At 64.3% G+C, this 17,140-nt stretch carries 16 protein-coding genes; 7 read left to right on the forward strand and 9 right to left on the reverse strand.

What is annotated here, in order from left to right; all coding sequences use genetic code 11:
- The first annotated feature begins 83 nt into the window (after positions 1 to 83).
- The 5 genes from tal (at position 84) to D0T21_RS24140 (ending at position 5,964) form a co-directional block, all read left to right on the forward strand.
- Positions 84 to 1,175 carry a transaldolase gene (tal, locus tag D0T21_RS24120; RefSeq protein WP_116992514.1) on the forward strand — a complete coding sequence of 364 codons (1,092 nt, stop codon included), beginning with the start codon at positions 84 to 86 and terminating at the stop codon, positions 1,173 to 1,175.
- 120 nt (positions 1,176 to 1,295) lie between these two features.
- On the forward strand, positions 1,296 to 2,291 hold the full coding sequence (locus D0T21_RS24125) for a BMP family protein (RefSeq protein ID WP_116992513.1): 996 nt from the start codon (positions 1,296 to 1,298) through the stop codon (positions 2,289 to 2,291).
- 88 nt (positions 2,292 to 2,379) lie between these two features.
- Positions 2,380 to 3,909 carry an ABC transporter ATP-binding protein gene (locus tag D0T21_RS24130; RefSeq protein ID WP_116992512.1) on the forward strand — a complete coding sequence of 510 codons (1,530 nt, stop codon included), beginning with the start codon at positions 2,380 to 2,382 and terminating at the stop codon, positions 3,907 to 3,909.
- Entirely contained in the window at positions 3,906 to 4,985 is a 1,080-nt protein-coding gene (locus tag D0T21_RS24135) for an ABC transporter permease (RefSeq protein WP_116994551.1), read from the forward strand. Before D0T21_RS24130 ends, D0T21_RS24135 begins: the two co-directional genes overlap by 4 nt.
- 7 nt (positions 4,986 to 4,992) lie before the next feature.
- Positions 4,993 to 5,964 carry an ABC transporter permease gene (locus D0T21_RS24140; RefSeq protein ID WP_116992510.1) on the forward strand — a complete coding sequence of 324 codons (972 nt, stop codon included), beginning with the start codon at positions 4,993 to 4,995 and terminating at the stop codon, positions 5,962 to 5,964.
- On the opposite strand, the gene D0T21_RS24145 is transcribed toward D0T21_RS24140, so the two are convergent.
- Positions 5,965 to 6,324 carry a cytochrome c family protein gene (locus tag D0T21_RS24145; protein WP_116992509.1) on the reverse strand — a complete coding sequence of 120 codons (360 nt, stop codon included), beginning with the start codon at positions 6,322 to 6,324 and terminating at the stop codon, positions 5,965 to 5,967. It abuts the gene before it with no gap.
- A 10-nt stretch (positions 6,325 to 6,334) separates the two neighbouring features.
- On the reverse strand, positions 6,335 to 6,910 hold the full coding sequence (locus D0T21_RS24150; protein ID WP_116992544.1) for an NUDIX domain-containing protein: 576 nt from the start codon (positions 6,908 to 6,910) through the stop codon (positions 6,335 to 6,337).
- 76 nt (positions 6,911 to 6,986) lie between these two features.
- Between D0T21_RS24150 and D0T21_RS24155 the strand changes: the two genes are divergently transcribed.
- Positions 6,987 to 7,757 carry a DeoR/GlpR family DNA-binding transcription regulator gene (locus tag D0T21_RS24155; protein ID WP_116992508.1) on the forward strand — a complete coding sequence of 257 codons (771 nt, stop codon included), beginning with the start codon at positions 6,987 to 6,989 and terminating at the stop codon, positions 7,755 to 7,757.
- A 3-nt stretch (positions 7,758 to 7,760) separates the two neighbouring features.
- On the opposite strand, the gene D0T21_RS24160 is transcribed toward D0T21_RS24155, so the two are convergent.
- The 4 genes from D0T21_RS24160 to D0T21_RS24175 form a co-directional block, all read right to left on the reverse strand.
- The gene (locus tag D0T21_RS24160; protein WP_116992507.1) at positions 7,761 to 8,285 is read right to left on the reverse strand and encodes a phospholipase D family protein; all 525 of its coding nucleotides are present in this window, start codon (positions 8,283 to 8,285) and stop codon (positions 7,761 to 7,763) included.
- Between the two features lie 9 nt (positions 8,286 to 8,294).
- Positions 8,295 to 8,864, reverse strand: a complete 570-nt coding sequence (locus D0T21_RS24165; RefSeq protein ID WP_147328166.1) for a hypothetical protein — start codon at positions 8,862 to 8,864, stop codon at positions 8,295 to 8,297.
- Between the two features lie 115 nt (positions 8,865 to 8,979).
- Positions 8,980 to 11,124 carry a methyl-accepting chemotaxis protein gene (locus D0T21_RS24170; RefSeq protein ID WP_116992505.1) on the reverse strand — a complete coding sequence of 715 codons (2,145 nt, stop codon included), beginning with the start codon at positions 11,122 to 11,124 and terminating at the stop codon, positions 8,980 to 8,982.
- A 20-nt stretch (positions 11,125 to 11,144) separates the two neighbouring features.
- Entirely contained in the window at positions 11,145 to 11,933 is a 789-nt protein-coding gene (locus D0T21_RS24175) for a TorF family putative porin (protein ID WP_116992504.1), read from the reverse strand.
- A 196-nt stretch (positions 11,934 to 12,129) separates the two neighbouring features.
- On the opposite strand from D0T21_RS24175, the gene D0T21_RS24180 reads away from it, so the two are divergent.
- Positions 12,130 to 13,038 carry an ABC transporter substrate-binding protein gene (locus D0T21_RS24180; RefSeq protein WP_116992503.1) on the forward strand — a complete coding sequence of 303 codons (909 nt, stop codon included), beginning with the start codon at positions 12,130 to 12,132 and terminating at the stop codon, positions 13,036 to 13,038.
- 6 nt (positions 13,039 to 13,044) lie between these two features.
- Here the strand turns inward: D0T21_RS24180 and D0T21_RS24185 are convergent, their stop codons facing one another.
- Genes D0T21_RS24185 through D0T21_RS24195 form a run of 3 tightly spaced genes read right to left on the reverse strand, consistent with a single transcriptional unit; the run spans position 13,045 to position 17,062 of the window.
- Positions 13,045 to 14,112: a S1/P1 nuclease gene (locus D0T21_RS24185; protein WP_116992502.1), complete on the reverse strand. Its 1,068-nt coding sequence runs from the start codon at positions 14,110 to 14,112 to the stop codon at positions 13,045 to 13,047.
- Positions 14,109 to 15,335, reverse strand: coding sequence for a phospholipase D-like domain-containing protein (locus D0T21_RS24190; protein WP_116992501.1), 1,227 nt, complete (start codon positions 15,333 to 15,335; stop codon positions 14,109 to 14,111). The genes D0T21_RS24185 and D0T21_RS24190 overlap by 4 nt, the downstream gene beginning before the upstream one ends.
- An 8-nt stretch (positions 15,336 to 15,343) precedes the next feature.
- Positions 15,344 to 17,062 (reverse strand): bifunctional UDP-sugar hydrolase/5'-nucleotidase, encoded by a 1,719-nt coding sequence (locus tag D0T21_RS24195; RefSeq protein WP_116992500.1) that lies wholly within the window; start codon positions 17,060 to 17,062, stop codon positions 15,344 to 15,346.
- Between the last annotated feature and the right edge of the window lie 78 nt (positions 17,063 to 17,140).

The raw sequence follows: 17,140 nt of genomic DNA on the forward strand, positions 1-17,140 counted from the left end.
TAACTGTTGCGGCAGTGCGACATGGGTCCCAGCACTGCGCCCAGCACTGGTCGCCAGGACACAATCTTGGATGGAAGATGTAGATGAATAACATGCTCGAACACAGCCGCCTGCGCGCGGTCGGCGACCTGGGACAACAAATCTGGCTCGACAACCTGAGCCGCAACCTGCTCGCCTCCGGCCAACTGGCGGACCTGATCGCCGCCGACGGCATCCAGGGCCTGACGTCCAACCCGGCGATCTTCTACCACGCCATCCAGCACGACCCCGCCTACCAGGCCGCCCTGCCGCAGCTGCGCACCGCGCTGGCGACGCCGGAAGCGCGCTTCGAAGCGCTGGTGCTGCCGGACGTGCAGCGCGCCTGCGACCTGTTCGCGCCGCTGTACCGCGATACCGATGGCCGCGCCGGCTTTGTCAGCTTTGAAGTGTCGCCGCGCCTGAGCCACGACATCGACGGCACCATCGCCGCCGCCAAGCGCCTGTGGGCCGCCATCGCCCGGCCGAACGTGATGATCAAGATCCCGGCCACGCCGGCCGGCATCGCCGCGCTGGAGGAAGTGATCTATGCCGGCATCAACGTCAACATGACGCTGATCTTCACCGCCAGCCAGATCCACGCGGTGCGCGCCGCCCACCGCCGCGGCCTGGCGCGCCGCCTGCAGGACACCGCCTCGGTGCAGCGCATCGCCAGCGTCGCCAGCGTCTTCATCAGCCGCATCGACGTCGCCGTCGACGCCCTGCTGGAAAATTCGGCCGACAGCAGCGCCGTGGCCCTGCGCGGCCGCGCCGCCATGACCGCCGCCCGCATCGCCTATCACGACTGGAAGAACGACGGCGGCTTCGCCGTGTTCGCCGCCTTCGGCGCCACGCCGCAGTGGCTGCTGTGGGCCAGCACCGGCACCAAGCAGCCGGTCCAGCGCGACGTGCGCTACGTCGAAGGCCTGATCGGTCCTCATACCATCAATACCGTGCCCGACGCCACCCTGGCCGCCTTCCGCGACCACGGCGAGGCGGTGGCCACGCTGCTGGACGCCGACATCGACGCCGACCGCGCCGTGATGGCGCAACTGGCGCGCCACGGCATCGATCTGGAAACGGTGGGCCAGCAGTTGCTGGCCGCCGGCTTGCTGCAATTTGAACAAGCTTTTGACAAACTACTGGCGCTGACGGCGTAAAACACCCGCAAACCCCGAGGCAAACCTCTAAAAATCAGGGGTTTGCAGCGATATAGCGGCGCCAAATTACATGTTTCGTCCAATAAAAATATACAATATCGATCTTCCAGGAGCCTATTCATGAAACTTTCACAACTTAGTTTGACGGTTGCAGCACTGTTTATCGCTGCCAGCGCGTCCGCGGCTGACCCAAAACTGGGCATCGTGTATGACGCAGGCGGCAAGTTCGACAAGTCGTTCAACCAGTCCGCTTTTGAAGGCGCCTCGCGCTTCAAGAAGGAAACCAACATCAATTTCATCGAGGTGCAAGCCTCCAGCGACACCCAGGCTGAGCAGGTGCTGCGCGGCCTCGCCCGCAAGAACCTGGACCTGATCGCCTCGATCGGCTTCGCCCAGCAGGCAGCCGTGCAGAAGGTCGCCAAGGAATTCCCGAAAGTCCGCTTCGTGCTGATCGACGGCGTGGCGCAAGGCGCCAACGTCAACTCCATCACCTTCAAAGAAGAAGAAGGTTCGTACCTGGTGGGCGTGGCCGCGGCCATGGCTTCCAAGTCCAAGAAGCTGGGCTTCATCGGCGGCGTCGACATCCCGCTGATCCGCACCTTCGCCTGCGGCTACGCCCAGGGCGCCAAGGCGGTCAATCCGAAAATTGAAGTCAGCAACAACATGGTCGGCACCACTTCCGATTCGTGGAACAACCCGGCCAAGGGCGGCGAACTGGCGCGCTCGCAATTCGACCGCGGCGTCGACGTGGTGTTTGCCGTGGCCGGCGGTTCGGGCCTGGGCACGCTGCAAACCGCCAAGGAAAAAGGCAAGCTGGCGATCGGCGTGGACTCCAACCAGAACAGCCTGTACCCAGGCAGCATCCTGACCTCCATGGTCAAGCGCGTCGACAACGCCGTCTACGAGTCCTTCATGCAGATGAAGAACGGCACCTGGAAGGCCGGCGTCACCGCCAAGGGCCTGAAGGAAGACGGCGTCGATTGGGCGCTGGATGCGAACAACCGCAAGCTGATCACGCCGGAAATCGAAAAGCGCGTCATTGGTGCCCGCAAGGACATCATCGACGGCAAAGTAAAAGTCATCGACATCCGTTCGGGCGCTGCCTGCCCGGCCTGACACCTGTTTGAACATTGAGCGCGCCGCCGGAGGATATTCCTCATGCGGCGCGTTTAACTTTTTACTTAACCGCACCGAAAACGATCCTATGCAGCCAGCAGTAGAATTTCGCGGCATCTCCAAGCATTTTGGAGCCGTCAAAGCGAACACGGACGTCAACTTCACCATCGCCAAGGGTTCGATCCACGGCCTGGTGGGCGAGAACGGCGCCGGCAAATCGACCCTGATGAGCATCCTGTACGGATACTACCGCGCCGACGGCGGGGAGATCCTGCTCGATGGCCAGGCGCGCAACATCCGCAACAGCCAGGAAGCGATCACGCTGGGCATCGGCATGGTGCACCAGCACTTCATGCTGGTCGAGAACATGACCGTGCTCGATAACGTGATGCTGGGCAGCGAAGGCGGCTTCCAGCTCAAGTCCAAGCGCGCCGCCGTTGAGGCGCAGCTGCGCGAAATCTGCACCCGCTACCGCCTCGACGTCGATCCGCTGGCCACCATCCACGACCTGTCGGTGGGCGCGCAGCAGCGCGTGGAGATCCTCAAGCAGATCTACCGCAGCGCCAACATCCTGATCCTGGACGAGCCGACCGCCGTGCTGACCGCGCAGGAGACCGAATCGCTGTTCGAGATCCTGCGCCTGTTCAAGGAACAGGGCAAGACCATCATCCTGATCACGCACAAGCTGCAAGAGATCCTCGACATCACCGACACCGTCACCGTGATGCGTGGCGGCCGCGTGATCGGCGCCGTGCCGACCGCCGGCACCACCAAGGAAGACCTGGCCAACATGATGGTCGGCCGTCCGATCGAAAACAACCTGCCGCGCAAACCGTACAATCCGGGCGCGCCGGTGCTGCACGTCGAGAGCCTGCAGCTGCAGGACGAGCAGCAGGTCAAGCTGCTGGCCGATATCGGCTTCACGCTGCGCGCCGGCGAGATCGTCGCGATTGCGGGCGTGTCCGGCAACGGCCAGAGCGAGTTGATGGAGATCCTGTCGGGCATGCGCCTGCCGACCTCCGGCAAGCTGGACTTCCTCGGCAAGGCGCTGCCGTTCGCCGGCCGCTCCGACGCCGACGGCCTGCCGCGCACCTTCCGCGACCTGGGCATCGCCCACATCCCGGAAGACCGCCTGCGCGATGGCGTGGTGAAGGCCTTCTCGGTCATGCACAACACCATCCTCGGCTACCAGGACAAGCTGAAAAACCGCTGGGGCCTGTTCGACTTCAAGGCCATCGCCGCGCGCTGCGCGGAGCTGATGAAAAACTTCGACGTCCGCCCCAACAACCACGACCTGCGTATTGGCCTGCTCTCCGGCGGCAACCAGCAAAAGGTGGTGATCGCCCGCGAAGTGCTGGCGCAGCCGAAGCTGATGCTGGTCGGCCAGCCGACGCGCGGCGTCGACATCGGCACCATCGAAAGCATCCACACGCAGCTGCTCGCCTTGCGCGATTCCGGCGTGGCGATCCTGCTGGTCTCCGTGGAGCTGGAAGAAGTGCGCGCGCTGGCGGACCGTATTTTGGTCATGTGCGGCGGCCGCATCACCGGCGAACTGAAAATTGAAGAATTCGACACTACCCGTATCGGCTTGCTGATGGGCGGGATGCACAAATCATGAATAACCACGACCTGCCACGCTGGGCTACCGCGTTTGTAATGCCCGTCCTGAACCTGTTGTCGGCCCTGCTGGTGGCCGCGCTGGTGATCTATCTGCTGGGTGAAAGCCCGGTCGAATCGATGGGCATCCTGATCAACAGCGCCGTCATCAATCCGGAAGGCTTGAGCTACACGCTGTTCTACGCCTCGACCTTCATCTTCTCCGGCCTGGCGGTTTCGATCGCCATGCAGGCCGGCTTGTTCAACATCGGCGCCGAAGGCCAGATGTACTTTGCGGGCCTGGGCCTGACACTCGCCATGCTGACCTTCGACAGTTCGCTGCCGATGTGGGCGCTGATCCCCATCGGCATGCTGGGCGCGGCCTTGTTTGGCGCGCTGTGGGCTTTCCTGCCCGGCTACCTGCAGGCGAAGCGCGGCAGCCATGTGGTGGTCACCACCATCATGTTCAACTACATCGCCGGCGCGTTGATGAACACCGTGATCGTCAAGTACCTGGTGCCGGCCGGCGAGCAGAATCCGGCCAGCCGCGCCTTCAGCGCCGCCGCCGAAATGCCGCGCCTGAACCAGTGGTTCCCGGTGCTGGGCGAGACGCCGCTGAACATCAGCTTCTTCCTGGCGATTATCGCGCTGGTGATTTATGGCGTGATGGTGTCGCGTTCCTCGTGGGGCTTCAAGCTGCGCGCCACCGGCTTGAACAAGCATGCGGCGCACTACGCGGGCGTCCGCATCAGCAAGATGATCATCACCGTGATGCTGATCTCGGGCGCGCTGGCCGGCCTGGGTTCGGTCAACTCCATCATGGGTTCGACCCATTACCTGTCGCTGAACTTTGTCGGCGGCGCGGGCTTCGTCGGCATCGCGATTGCGCTGATGGGCCGGCAGCATCCGGTCGGCATCTTCCTGTCGGCCGTGCTGTTCGGCGCGCTGATACAGGGCGGTTTCGACCTGTCGCTGGAAAAGCAGAACATACCGCCTGAGACCTTCATCTTCATCCAGGGCTTGATCATCCTGTTCTGCGGCGCGATGGAAAACTTCTACGCCCCCGCCATCGCCGCCCTGATCAAACGGACAAAGTGAGATAGTCATGACTTTTGAAGACCTCCAAATCGGCAGCATCCTGGTGTCCACCGTGCGCAATGCGCCGGTGCTGATTTTCGCCGGCATGGCCGGCCTGTTCGCCGAACGTTCGGGCGTGATCGACATCGGCCTCGAAGGCAAGATCCTGGCCTCGGCCTTCGTGTCGGCGGCCGTCGCCTTCGCCACGCAAAACCCGTGGTACGGCGTGGCCGCCGGCATGCTGGTGTCGGTGCTGCTGGCGACGCTGCAAGCCTATGTCGCGATCACCCAAAAGGGCAACCAGCTGGTGGCCGGCATCGCGATCAACATCGCCATGAGCGGCCTGACCTTCGTGGTCGCGCAATTTTTCTTCCAGCAGGGCGGCCGCACGCCGGACCTGGGCCAGGCGCGTTTGTTCGACGTGGTGCTGCCGGGCAGCGCCGCCGTGGAAGGCATACCGTTCATCGGCTGGCTGTACGCGCACCTGATCGGCGGCCATTCGGTGCTGGTGTACCTGGCGTTCGCGCTGGTGCCGCTGGTGCACTGGGTGCTGTATCACACGCGCTTCGGCCTGCGCCTGCGCGCCTGCGGCGAGAACCCGCATGCGGCCGATGCGGCCGGCGTCAGCGTCGAGCGCCAGCGCTACATGGCGATGCTGATCGCGGGCATCCTGTGCTCGTTCTCGGGTGCTTACCTGGCGATTGTGCAGAGCGGCTTCTTCCTGCGTGATATGTCGGCCGGCGCTGGTTACCTGGCGTTGACGGCGATGGTGTTCGGTAACTGGCGCCCGGTGTACACCTTCCTCGGCTGCCTGATGTTCGGCTTCTTCGGCGCGGTGCAAATCCAGATCGAAGGCGTGGACCTGCCGCTGGTCGGCCGCCTGCCAGGTTCGCTGATCCAGATGGTGCCTTACGTGGTCACCGTGATTGTGCTGGCAGGCCTGATGGCCAAGTCGGTGGCGCCGAAAGCGCTGGGTACGCCGTTCGTGAAGTCCCGCTGATTACTTCAGCGTCCGCATAAAGGACAGCAGGTCGGCGACCTGCTGTTCATCCTTGATTCCCCAAAAACGCATACTGGTCCCCGGCACCACGTCGTGCGGCGCGCGCAGATATGCGGCCAGTGTTTTCTCGTCCCACACCAGTCCCGACTTCTTCATCGCTTCCGAATACTTGTAGTCCCTGGTCGATGCCGCGCGCCGGCCGATGATGCCATTTAGCTGCGGCCCGAAACCGCCTTGCGCGTAAGGCCCGACCTGATGGCAGGATGCGCAGCGCTTGAACAGCACCGCCCCCACCTTGGCATCACCTGCCGCTACAACTTGGCCTGCCGCCAGCAGCGCCAGTAAAAAGTATGTCTTCATGCTTGTCACTTTACAGCAGGTGCAGTGCGGCGTATTGGAGCAGCATGATGGTCTTGCCATCGGCGATGCGGCCGTCGGCCATCATCTGCATGGCCTCGTCCATCGCCAGCTCCAGCACTTCGATGTCCTCGCCCTCTTCCTCGATGCCGCCGCCATCACCGATGCGCGAACTCGGGTCGTATTCGGCCACGAAAAAATACAATCGCTCCGTTACCGAACCGGGACTCATGAAGGCCTCGAATACCTTGCGCACCTCGCCTACGCGGTAGCCGGTTTCCTCCTCCACCTCGGCCTTGATGCGGTCCTCCGGGCTGGCATGGTCCAACAATCCCGCAGCGGCCTCGATCAGGAAGCCGTCATGGCCGTTGCCGTAGGTCGGAAAGCGAAACTGCCGCACCAGCACCACCGTGCGCCGCTCACGGTTGTACAGCAGGATGGTGGCGCCGTGGCCCCGGTCATAGGTTTCGCGCGTCTGGCGCTGCCAGCTGCCGTCGTTGCGGCGGTAGTCGAAGGTGGTCTTTTGCAGCAGGAACCAGTCGTCGGACAGGGTTTCCACTTTGTGGATGCGGATGCGGTCTTCGGGCATGTCGATCTCCTTGATCAAGGTTGCGTTTTTTTACGATATCATGCAATATCGTGCAACATCAAGAAAATTCACGCATATGCTGACACGTCAACGCAAAGAACTGCTGATCGCCCGCCTGAAACAGGACGGCCAGATCATCGCCAAATCCCTCAGCGAGGAGCTGGGGCTATCGGAAGACACCATCCGCCGCGACCTGCGCGAGCTGGCCGCCGAAGGTCTGCTGCAACGGGTGCACGGCGGCGCGCTGCCGCTGGACTTGCCCGCCTCGCCGGCGATGGGCAACTTCGCCCAGCGCCAGCAGCTTTCCAGCGACGCCAAGCCCGCCATCGCCCGCGCGGCGGCGGCCATGATCGCGCCGGGACAAGTAGTGTTCATCGACGGCGGCACCACCGCCGTCCAGCTGGCGCGCGCGCTGCCGCCGGAGCTGCGCTGCACCGTCGTCACGCACAGCCCGAGCGTGGCGGTGGAGCTTGCCGAGCATCCTTTGATTGAAGTGATTTTGATCGGCGGCCGCCTGTTCAAGCATTCCATCGTGGCGATGGGGCCGTCCGCGCTAGAGGCGATTGCGCAGATCCGCACCGATATCTTCTTCATGGGTGTGTGCAGCCTGCATCCGCTGCACGGCATCAGCACCGGCGACCACGATGAGGCGGGGATCAAGCGCGCCATCGCGGCGGCTTCCGTGAAAACGGTGGTGCTGGCGTCACCGGAAAAGCTCGACACCGCATCGCCGTTCCAGATCGCGCCGTTGGAGCGCATCGGCGCGATCGTGGTGAATGCAGGCGTATCGGCGCGGCTGTTGGCGCCCTACCGCGAGCTGGGCATCGAGGTGATACAGGCGCAGTAAGGCCTACTTGTAGTCGACGCCCTTGGCCCAACGGTCTTCCCAGTGATCCAGGAAAGACTTCGCCAATTGCGGGTTGTCCCACACCACGAGCACGTTTTCGCTGTTCGACGTGGCGGCGTCCTTGCTGTAATTGAAGCTGCCATTCTGCACGGTGCGGTCGTCAACGACGATGTATTTGTCGTGATGCATGGCGTACACCGCAACCGTTCGCGTCGGAATGCCGGCATTGACCAAAGGGCGCAGCGCTGCAATGCTGGCCGGCCGTTGATTGCGCCGTGCATCCACCATCACCTTGACGTCCACGCCGCGCTTCTTCGCGTTGAGCAGCGCCTGCATCACGTGCGGTGAATTGAAGGAGTACGCGGCCAGCCTGATTTTCGAAGTCGCCGCGTCGATCACTTTCAAAACCAAGGCCTCGCCTCCCGCATCAGGAGCGAACGCGTTCTCGATCGCCGGCGCCTGCGCGGCTGCTCCGATGGCAGGCGCAGTTGCCAGGGCAAGCGCCAAAATGACGATGTTTTTTCTCATCCGGCCAGTCTATTGCTTCTCCATGCAGGCAGCAAGCATCGCAAGGAAGTCCGTGCGCAAGGCATCGAAGCCGGGGGAGTTGGTGTCGATCAGGTAGGCGGTGGCGACAGTGCCGGTGCGCTGCTGGATCAGCGTTTCGATGTTGGCGATGCCGGAGCCGTCCCGTGACGTCTTTCGCACCGTCAGGTGTTCCAGGCTGCCCAGCTCCTCCGAGCTAAACGCAGTGGAATTGACAGGATTGTGCTCCACCAGATACTGCATCTGCGCGACGATGGCGGCTCGGTCCTCGGCGATGCGCCCCAGCGCCGCGCGTTCGATCTTCAGATTCACCACCGGCTTGGGGCCGTCCGTGTAGAGCATCAGGCGGTAGCCGTCATCCATCGACACCTTGGCCCTGCCGTCAGGGCCTTCCACCGTGCGCCACTTCGTCGTTGCCGGCAACCGGTCCGTGGAGCCAACGCGGAACCATGTGCCGTCGAAGCACTTCGTCAGCGGCGCCAGGGGGTCGGTGTCGCGCTGCTGCGCCGACGCCGCCGACATCAGCACCAAGGACAACGAGGCAATAAGAGTGCGCTTCATGGGATCTCCAAACATTTACAATTTTGCAAATGTATCAGCTATCCCCATGCGCGGCGGGCGCTTTGTCGCTAGCGCTCCGCCACGCTACCAAAGCGCCCGGCCTGCGGTACGTTGGCTAGAACTCTTCCCACTCGCTGTCGGCCTTGGACGCCGGCTTCGGCTTGGCGATGGCCGCGCGCTGAGGCGCTGGCGGGCGGACGGCCGGTGCGGCCGGCGGCGCCTTGCGTGCGGGCGCGGCAGGCGGCAACGCTCGCGGCGCCACATGCTCCGCCGGCGCAGCCCTGCGATCCAGCTTGAACACGCTGACCGCCTGCGCCAGGTGCGCGGCCTGTTCCTGCAAGCTCTCCGCCGCAGCCGCGGCCTCCTCCACCAGCGCCGCGTTCTGCTGCGTCACGCCATCCATCTGCACGATGGCCTGGTTGACCTGCAAGATGCCTTCGCTCTGCTCCGCCGTGGCGACCGTAATCTCGCTCATGATCGCGGTCACGCGGCGCACGCTGGACACCACTTCATCCATCGTGCTCCCCGCTTCGTCCACCAGACGGCTGCCGACGGCCACCTTGCCGACCGAATCGTCGATCAGCGTCTTGATCTCCTTGGCCGCCGCCGCGCTGCGCTGCGCGAGATTGCGCACTTCCGACGCCACCACCGCAAAGCCGCGTCCCTGCTCGCCGGCGCGCGCCGCCTCCACCGCCGCATTCAGCGCCAGGATATTGGTCTGGAACGCAATGCCGTCGATGACGCTGATGATGTCGACGATCTTGTTGGACGAATCGTTAATCGACGCCATCGTCGCCACCACCTGCGACACCACGGCGCCGCTGCGCTGCGCCACCTCCGACGCCGACCCGGCCAGCTGGTTGGCCTGGCGCGCGTTCTCCGCATTCTCCTTGACGGTGCTGGTCAGCTCCTCGACCGAGGCCGCCGTTTCCTCCAGCGCGCTGGCCTGCTGCTCGGTGCGCGCCGACAGGTCGGTATTCCCGTGCGAGATCTCGGCGCTGCCGCGCGCTACGTTCTCCGCGCTGGCGCTCACCTGCACCAGCACATCGTGGATATTGCCGACGAATTGATTGAAGCCGTTGCCGATCACCGCCAGCTCGTCGTTGCCGTTCACCTCCAGCTTCACGCTCAGGTCCGCATCGCCGCTGGAGAGCGCCGTCATGCGCGAAGCCAGCGTGCGCAAGGGCGCGGTCAGGCGGAACAGCACCGTGATCAGCACCAGGGCCGCCACCACCGCGCACACCAGCGACACGATCAGCGTGTACAACAGCAGCTGGCGCGCCGGCGCCAGCGCCACGCTTTTCGGGAAGGTCAGCTGCACCGACCATGGGCCGGTTTCGCCGTGGATCAACAGCGGTTGCAGCAAATGTACCTGGCCCTGCTCCTCGTATTCATATGCCTGTCCCTGACGCACGCGATCCAGACCGGCGGCCGGCACGTCGTCGGCCTTCTTGCCCAGCTTTTCGGCGACGGGATTGCTGGCGTACAGGCCGCCGTTGGAAATGAGACTCAGCTTGGCGCCGTCGATCACGTTCAATTCGTTGAGGATCCTGGTCAGGCGCGTCAGCATGAAGTCGGCGCTGGCGGTGCCCTGGAATTTACCTTCGATCATAATCGGCGCCACCAGCGACGCCATCAGCGTCGGCTTGCCGTCCACCGGATAAATGTATGGCTCGGTGAAGAACACCTTGCCGCTGCGCTTGGGAATGTCGTACCAATCATTGGCGCCCGGTGCGCTGTCGAACACGATAGGCTCGACATGGGTGCCGCCACTGCCGCTGCCGCGCGTCCAGTAAGGCATGAAGCGCCCGGTGGCGTCGTACAGTGGCAGCTTGCCTGCGAAGTCGGCGTCCTTGCCGTCCAGCGCATTCGGTTCCCAGGTGACGGCGGCGCCGATCAGGTCTTCCGATCCAAGCAGCGTGGCCTTGACCATCTCGTTGATCTGGTCGCGCGCGAGCGCCTGGTTGGCGGCGCGCGTGCCACGCATGGAGCCGGCCAGGTTGACCACCGACGACAAATTGCCGACGATGCGCGCCTGCAGTGCGCCCGCCACTTCGCGGGCCGAGGTGCGAGCCAGGTTCATCGCCGCCGCCTCGGCGCTGGCGCTGCTGCGGATGCCGATGACGGTGGCCGTCACGGCGAGGCTGAGCACCACCAGCGCGGTGGCCGCCGCGCAGATCTTGCCGTTCAATGAAAGGGAGAGGCCGAACCGCGAACGCGAAGCCGGCGAAGACGAGGAAGTCGAATAGGCTGTAGTCATGTAAGGTCCCAAAAAAGGAATCAGAACGTTCGCGTCAGCGCCAGCACCAGCGTGCCGTCGGCGGGATTCGACGTCTCGATCACACCGGCGGAATTGGGTATGCCCAGCGTGTAGTTATCGTAGGCGCTGGTCTTGCCGTGCGCCTTGGTGTAGGCCGCCGAAACAGCCCATCCCGGCGCCAGCGTCTTGGTCACGCCGGCCTTGTAATCGCGCCAGCTCCACATGCTGTTGTTGGCCACGCGCCCGTGGCCGAAGTGCAGGTTGAGCGTGTAGCCGTCGCCCAGTTCCACGTTTGCGCCGAGATCCAGGTAGCCGGTGCCGCGTGCATTTTCGATGCCGAAGAATTCCTTGGTCACCGTGTAGTTGTACTTGGCGTAGGCGAACTTGTAGGTCAGCCCCAGCGCCAGTTCGGCGTAGTCGTAGGTGGTGTGGGTGGCGTGTATTTCGGCGCCCGGATATTTGTAGTAGTAGACGCCGGCGCTGTAGCCGACATCGCCGGCCGTGCCGCCATAGGCGCCGTATATATCCCATTCCAGCGAGCCGTTTTCGACGAAACGGTTGCTGACGTTGGACAGCCAGGTACCGGCGGAAAAGCCGTTCGGCCCCGCGTAATCGAAGCCGCCTTGCAGCGCTGGCTTGCCCCAGGTCTGGCGGAAGCCGCGTGAGATATATTGCGATGCCAGCGTGACGTTGGCGGTGAATGGCGACGCCGCGGGCGTCGCCGGATCGGCCGCGCTCTGGGCCAGCGCCGGCGCTGTGGCCACGAAAGCCAGCGCACTGGCAATGCTTATGCAAAATATATGCTTCATACTCGACACCTCCAGAGTTTTATCGAGTATAGCCCGGTCCTTCCGGCGGAATCACACATAGGACGACAGCGTGTTCTCATTTCGCGACAGTCTTCTTCAGCAGTCCCGCCGCTTGCGGCCAGGTCCACCGCGCGGAAAAATTTGGCGGCGCACCATGGGGCATGGCACACTACCCGTTTTACGAGGTGTAGGCGGCATGAAGCGAGACATGGGCGATGGATTGCGCAGGGCGTGGAGCATGCTGCTGCTGGCGGCCTGCGTGGTTGCGGCTCCGGCATGGGCCGCGACCCATCTCACCTATCCGCTCACCAGCGACGGCATCGACAGCCGCTACGACTACGATTGGGCGGTATTGCGGGCGGCGCTGGAAAAGACCGCGCCGCGCCACGGCGTATTCGAGCAGCACCAATCCAAGGTGGCGATGTCGCCGGCGCGCGTGGTGCAGGAGATGTCGTCGCCATCGGGACGCATCAACATCTTCGTGCGCGCCACCTCGCCCGAACTGGAGCATGAGTTCCTGCCGGTACGCCTGCCCGTCGACCGCGGCCTGCTGGGCTACCGGCTGTTGCTGATACGCGGCGCCGACCAGCAGCGCTTCGCCGGCATCAAATCCGTCGCCGACCTGCGCCGCCTGCGCGCGGGTTTGGGCCAGGGCTGGGCCGACATCCCCGTCTTCGAAAAAGCCGGCGTGCCGGTGGTGGAAGGCAGCAGCTACGACGGCCTGTTCGCCATGCTGGAAGCGGACCGCTTCGATTTCTATTCGCGCTCCGCCGATGAAGCGCTGCGCGAATTCCAGGAACGCAGCGCCTCGCATCCGCAGATGGCGGTGGAACAAACGCTGCTTCTGCACTATCCGCTGCCGCGCTACTTCTTCCTGCGGCGCGATGCCGAGGGCAGGCTGCTGGCCAAGCGCATCGAGACCGGGATGGAGATGATGATCAAGGACGGCACGCTGAACACGCTGTTCCAGCGCTACAAGGCAGACTTGATCAAGAACACGGCCATGCACAAGCGCCGCGTGATCAACCTGGCCAATCCGAAGCTGACGCCACAGACGCCGCTGGCGCGCAGCGAACTGTGGTTCAATCCCCTAACCGGAAAATAGCGGCTATCAGGGCCAGATTGCCTGCAGCACGGCGGCCAGGTTGTAGCCGCCCTGGATCAGCTGCGTCTTGGCGGCGGCCGAACTGGGGACGGGGTAATCGTCCGGCACCGTCAGCGCCCACACGTTATAGACTTCGCCGGTCTTGCTGGTCTGCTGGCCGATGGCGCCGGCCGTCACGCCGGCGTGCGCCAGCTTGGCCACGGCCAGCGACTGGTCGGCCCAGGCATACGGCCAGCTGACAGGATCGCCGCTGTTGACATCCACTGCGGGCTTGCCGGCGATGGCCAGTTGCGCAAACTCCTGAGGCGAGCGCGCACCGATGCGGCGGAAGACATAGCTCACCACCGTGGTATCCCAATACGAATGGAAGGGACGAGTAGTCTGCGGCGCGCGCGGCGCGATGGCCTGCGCGGTCACCCTGGTTTCCGGCGGCCCGGCCGGGATCAGCTGCGCGCTGACGGCGCTTAACTTGATATCGTCCAGCAGCAGGTTGTTGCCGCCGCGCGCGTCGAACATATTGACCGCGTCGACCTGCGCCTGCTTTTGCGGCACCACGAAGGCGCCGTTCCTGTCCACGAACGCCGCGCCCACGTGCAGCGGCTGCACCACGTCGCCGGCCAGATGGGTCAGGATCAGCAGCGCCTGGCGCGGCGTGAAACCGTGCGGGTTGCTGATCTTGTCGCCCTTGCCCTGCAAGGTGGCGATGCACTGCTTGAGCGTCTGCACGATATCGTTGTCGGCGGTGCCGGCGTCATGGTCGTGGTAGTGCGGGTTCTGGAACGGCACGTCCGTGTAGTGGTACTCGGCGTGCTGCGGATTGGCGGTCACGTAGGCCACCATCTCGTCGCTCTGCGGGCCGCAATAGCTGCCCTTGACGCAGTCGGCCCAGATGGAGACTTTTTCCAGGCTCTCGCCCGGCAGCAGCAAGGCCTTCACGCGCTGCTCGGCGTTGCTGCCCTGGATCAGCTGGTCGGCGATGGCGCCGACGGCGCGGTGGCCGTCATTGCCCCATGCGTGGGCGTTGAAAGAGATGAAGGCGCCGCTCAGCACCACGGTCAAAACAAGCTTCTTCATTCAGGACTGCCCTTGGCCGGTTTGGCGTATTTTTTGTTGATGTCCAGTGGCTGCGCATACGGCGAGCTCCAGGTCTGTTCGTGCAGCGCGGCCAGGCGCTGCGCCATCTTCTCGTTGCGCATCACCACTTCCAGGTTGCGCGACAAATCCATATAGCCGCCGCTCCAGTTGCTGGTGCCGACCCAGGCCACCTGGTTGTCGATCACCATGGTCTTGCTGTGGATGACGCGCGCGAACGGAATGAAGCCGCTGCTGGCGGTCGGCAGCGTGACCACGCGGATTTCCACGTTGGGCAGCACGGCCAGGCTTTTCAGGTAAACCTGCGGCAGTTCTTCCAGGTTCCAGTTCGACACCATCAGCTTGATCTTGACGCCGCGGTTGGCGGCGGCGCGCACCGCGTTGTCGATCACGGCGTAGTAAGGACGCGTGCCTTTCGGGCCATAGCTCAGCGGCGCGTAGTCCAGCAGTTGCACCCGCACCTCGCTCTTGGCTTCGGCCAGCAGCGCCGGCAGGCCCGCTTCGGAATCGCCGACGCCGGCCGGGTTGAACTGGTTGGGGCTGGACAGCAGGAAGGCGCCTTGATGGATGTCCGGCGTGGTCGCCTTGACGTTCAGCGCCGGCGCCACCAGGCCCTGCACGGTGATCGCCTGCGCGCGCCAGTCCTGGTTGAACACCGCCTGCACCTGGCCGACGATCTTCGCATCGGTGATGCGCAGGCCGGTCTCGTGGATATGCTCGAACGAACGCCAGTCGAAGTTCTGGCTGCCGATGTAGGCGACGGCGCCGTCGACCACCATGTACTTGGCGTGCAGGATACCGTTGCCGGTCAGCTTGTTGAAATCGATGATGCGCAGTTCCAGGTTGGGTATCGCCTTGAGCTGCTCGATAGTGCCCTTGTCCGACAGGCCCACGCCCTTCTGGTCCAGCAGGAAGCGGATCTTGACGCCGCGCTTGCCGGCAGCCGCCAGGCGCTCCACCACTTTGTTGAAAACGCTGCCCTCATGTCCGACCACATAAAACTGGCCCAGCACGATCTCGCTTTTGGCGCCGTCGAACAACTCGCTCCAGACGGTGGCGGGGTCGCGCAGGTCGCTGCTGTGGAGCGGCGTTTCCACCGGTGCGGTCTGCACCAGTTCAAAACCGGGGATCGAAAACTCGGCGCGCGCAGGGACGGCCGACGCCAGCAGGGCTGGCAGCAAAACGGAAAGTAAAACGCGACGCATGGTGACTCCTAGGGTTGTTGCAGGCGCTTGATGCGGCCCTGTGTTTCGCTGCGGCCGGCCGGCTTGCCATACTGCTCGCGCTGGGTCAGGTAATCGGTCAGGGCGTCGATGTCGCGGATGTTGGTCTCGGCGCGGTTGCTGCCCTGGGTGAAGGCTGGGAAGGCGTCGCCGCCCTCGGCCAGGAAGTTGTTGACCACCACGCGGTAGGCGGTGCCGTTCTCGATTGGCACGCCGTTCAGCATCAAGCTGTCGGCCACCACTTTACCGCCTTCGCCGCGACGCGGATCCCAGGCGTAGCTGAAGCCGTCCGACACTTGCAGCAGGCCGCGCGTGATATCGCGGCCGCCGCTCCACTGCTGCTCCAGCAGGTCGCGGATCTGCGAGCCGCGCAGGTTCATCACCACCAGCGAATTCGTGTACGGCAGCGCCGCCAGCAACTGGCCGACGTTGACGCGGTTGCCGGCGCTGGTGTCGAGGTCATGCCGCAACGAGCCGTTGTTGACGAAAGCGATCTGCGCGCCGTAAGCGCGGCCCGCCGCCAGCGTGGCGTCGGTGACCAGGTCGCCCAATGCCGATTCGCCGTCGTCCTGCTTCTCGCGCGGCACGCTCGGCACGGCCAGCGCCGCCACCGGACGCGCCAGCGCACTGGCGCTGCGGTCGCGGACTTTTTTCAGGTAGGCGTCCAGCGCCGGATTGGCCGGCCAGGTCCCGGGGATCATCACTTCCTGCTTGGCGCTGACATCGCGCAGCGTATTGCTGGCGGTATCGACGGTGAGGCGGATGCGCGACATCACATGGCCGCCCATGTCGGACTGCGTCACCAGGCGGCCGTCCATGCGGCACAGGTAGCCGCGGTGCGAATGGCCGCTGATGACCAGCCGGATCGCCGGATCGAGGCGCTTGACCACATCGACAATCGGGCCCTTTAAATGACTGCATTCCTGCTGGTCAAATTTATCGGTGGTGCGGCCGCCCTGGTGGATCAGCACCACGAACACGCCCACGCCCTGCTTGCGCAGCTCGGGCAGCTGGCGGTTGATGGCGTCCGCCTCGTCGACGAAGTCCAGGCCGGCGATGCCGGAGGCCGGCGCCTTCTCGGTGGCCTCGCGCAGCACCGCGCCGATGAAGCCGATCTTGACGCCGTGCGCCTGTTCGATCTTGTAGGCCGGCAGCAGCGGCTTCTTGGTCACCATGTCGATCACGTTGGCGGCCAGGTACTGGAACTGCGCGCCGCCGTAGGGGTTCTCGAATTTGCAGGCCTTGTCGGCGCGCGGCGACTTGCAACCGCCTTGCTGCTGGCGCAGCAGCTCAACGCGGCCGGCGTCGAATTCATGGTTGCCTACCGAGCTGGCGCGCATGCCCAGCAAGTCCATCGCGCCGATGGTGGGCTCGTCGGCCCACATCGACGAGATCGCAGGGCTGGCGCCTATCAGGTCGCCGGCGCCGACCAGCAGCAGCTCGGGATCCTGCTTGCGCCACGCTTGCAGCGCCGCGCCCAGCGTGTCGATGCCGCCGGCGACGACGGTGCGTTCGCCGGAACCATATGCGCTGTCGAGCACGTATTTGCTCGCTTCGATATTGCCGTGGAAATCGTTCAGCGTGACCAGCTCGACTTGCGCCACGCCGGGCGGCAGCGGCTGGAACCAGGCGCAGGAAGACAAGGCCAGCGTCGCGCAGCACGCCAGCACGGGCCGCAGCGCGCGCGCCGGCAGAGGAAACTTGATCATCTAACGTTACTCCGAATTCGGCAGCCGCCCTGATGGCGGCGGCCATATGCGAACGTCGCGCGCGGCGCTCGCATATGG

Origin of the sequence: Duganella sp. BJB476 (genome assembly GCF_003416895.1) — a bacterium.
In the GTDB taxonomy this organism is placed as follows: Bacteria; Pseudomonadota; Gammaproteobacteria; order Burkholderiales; family Burkholderiaceae_D; genus Rugamonas.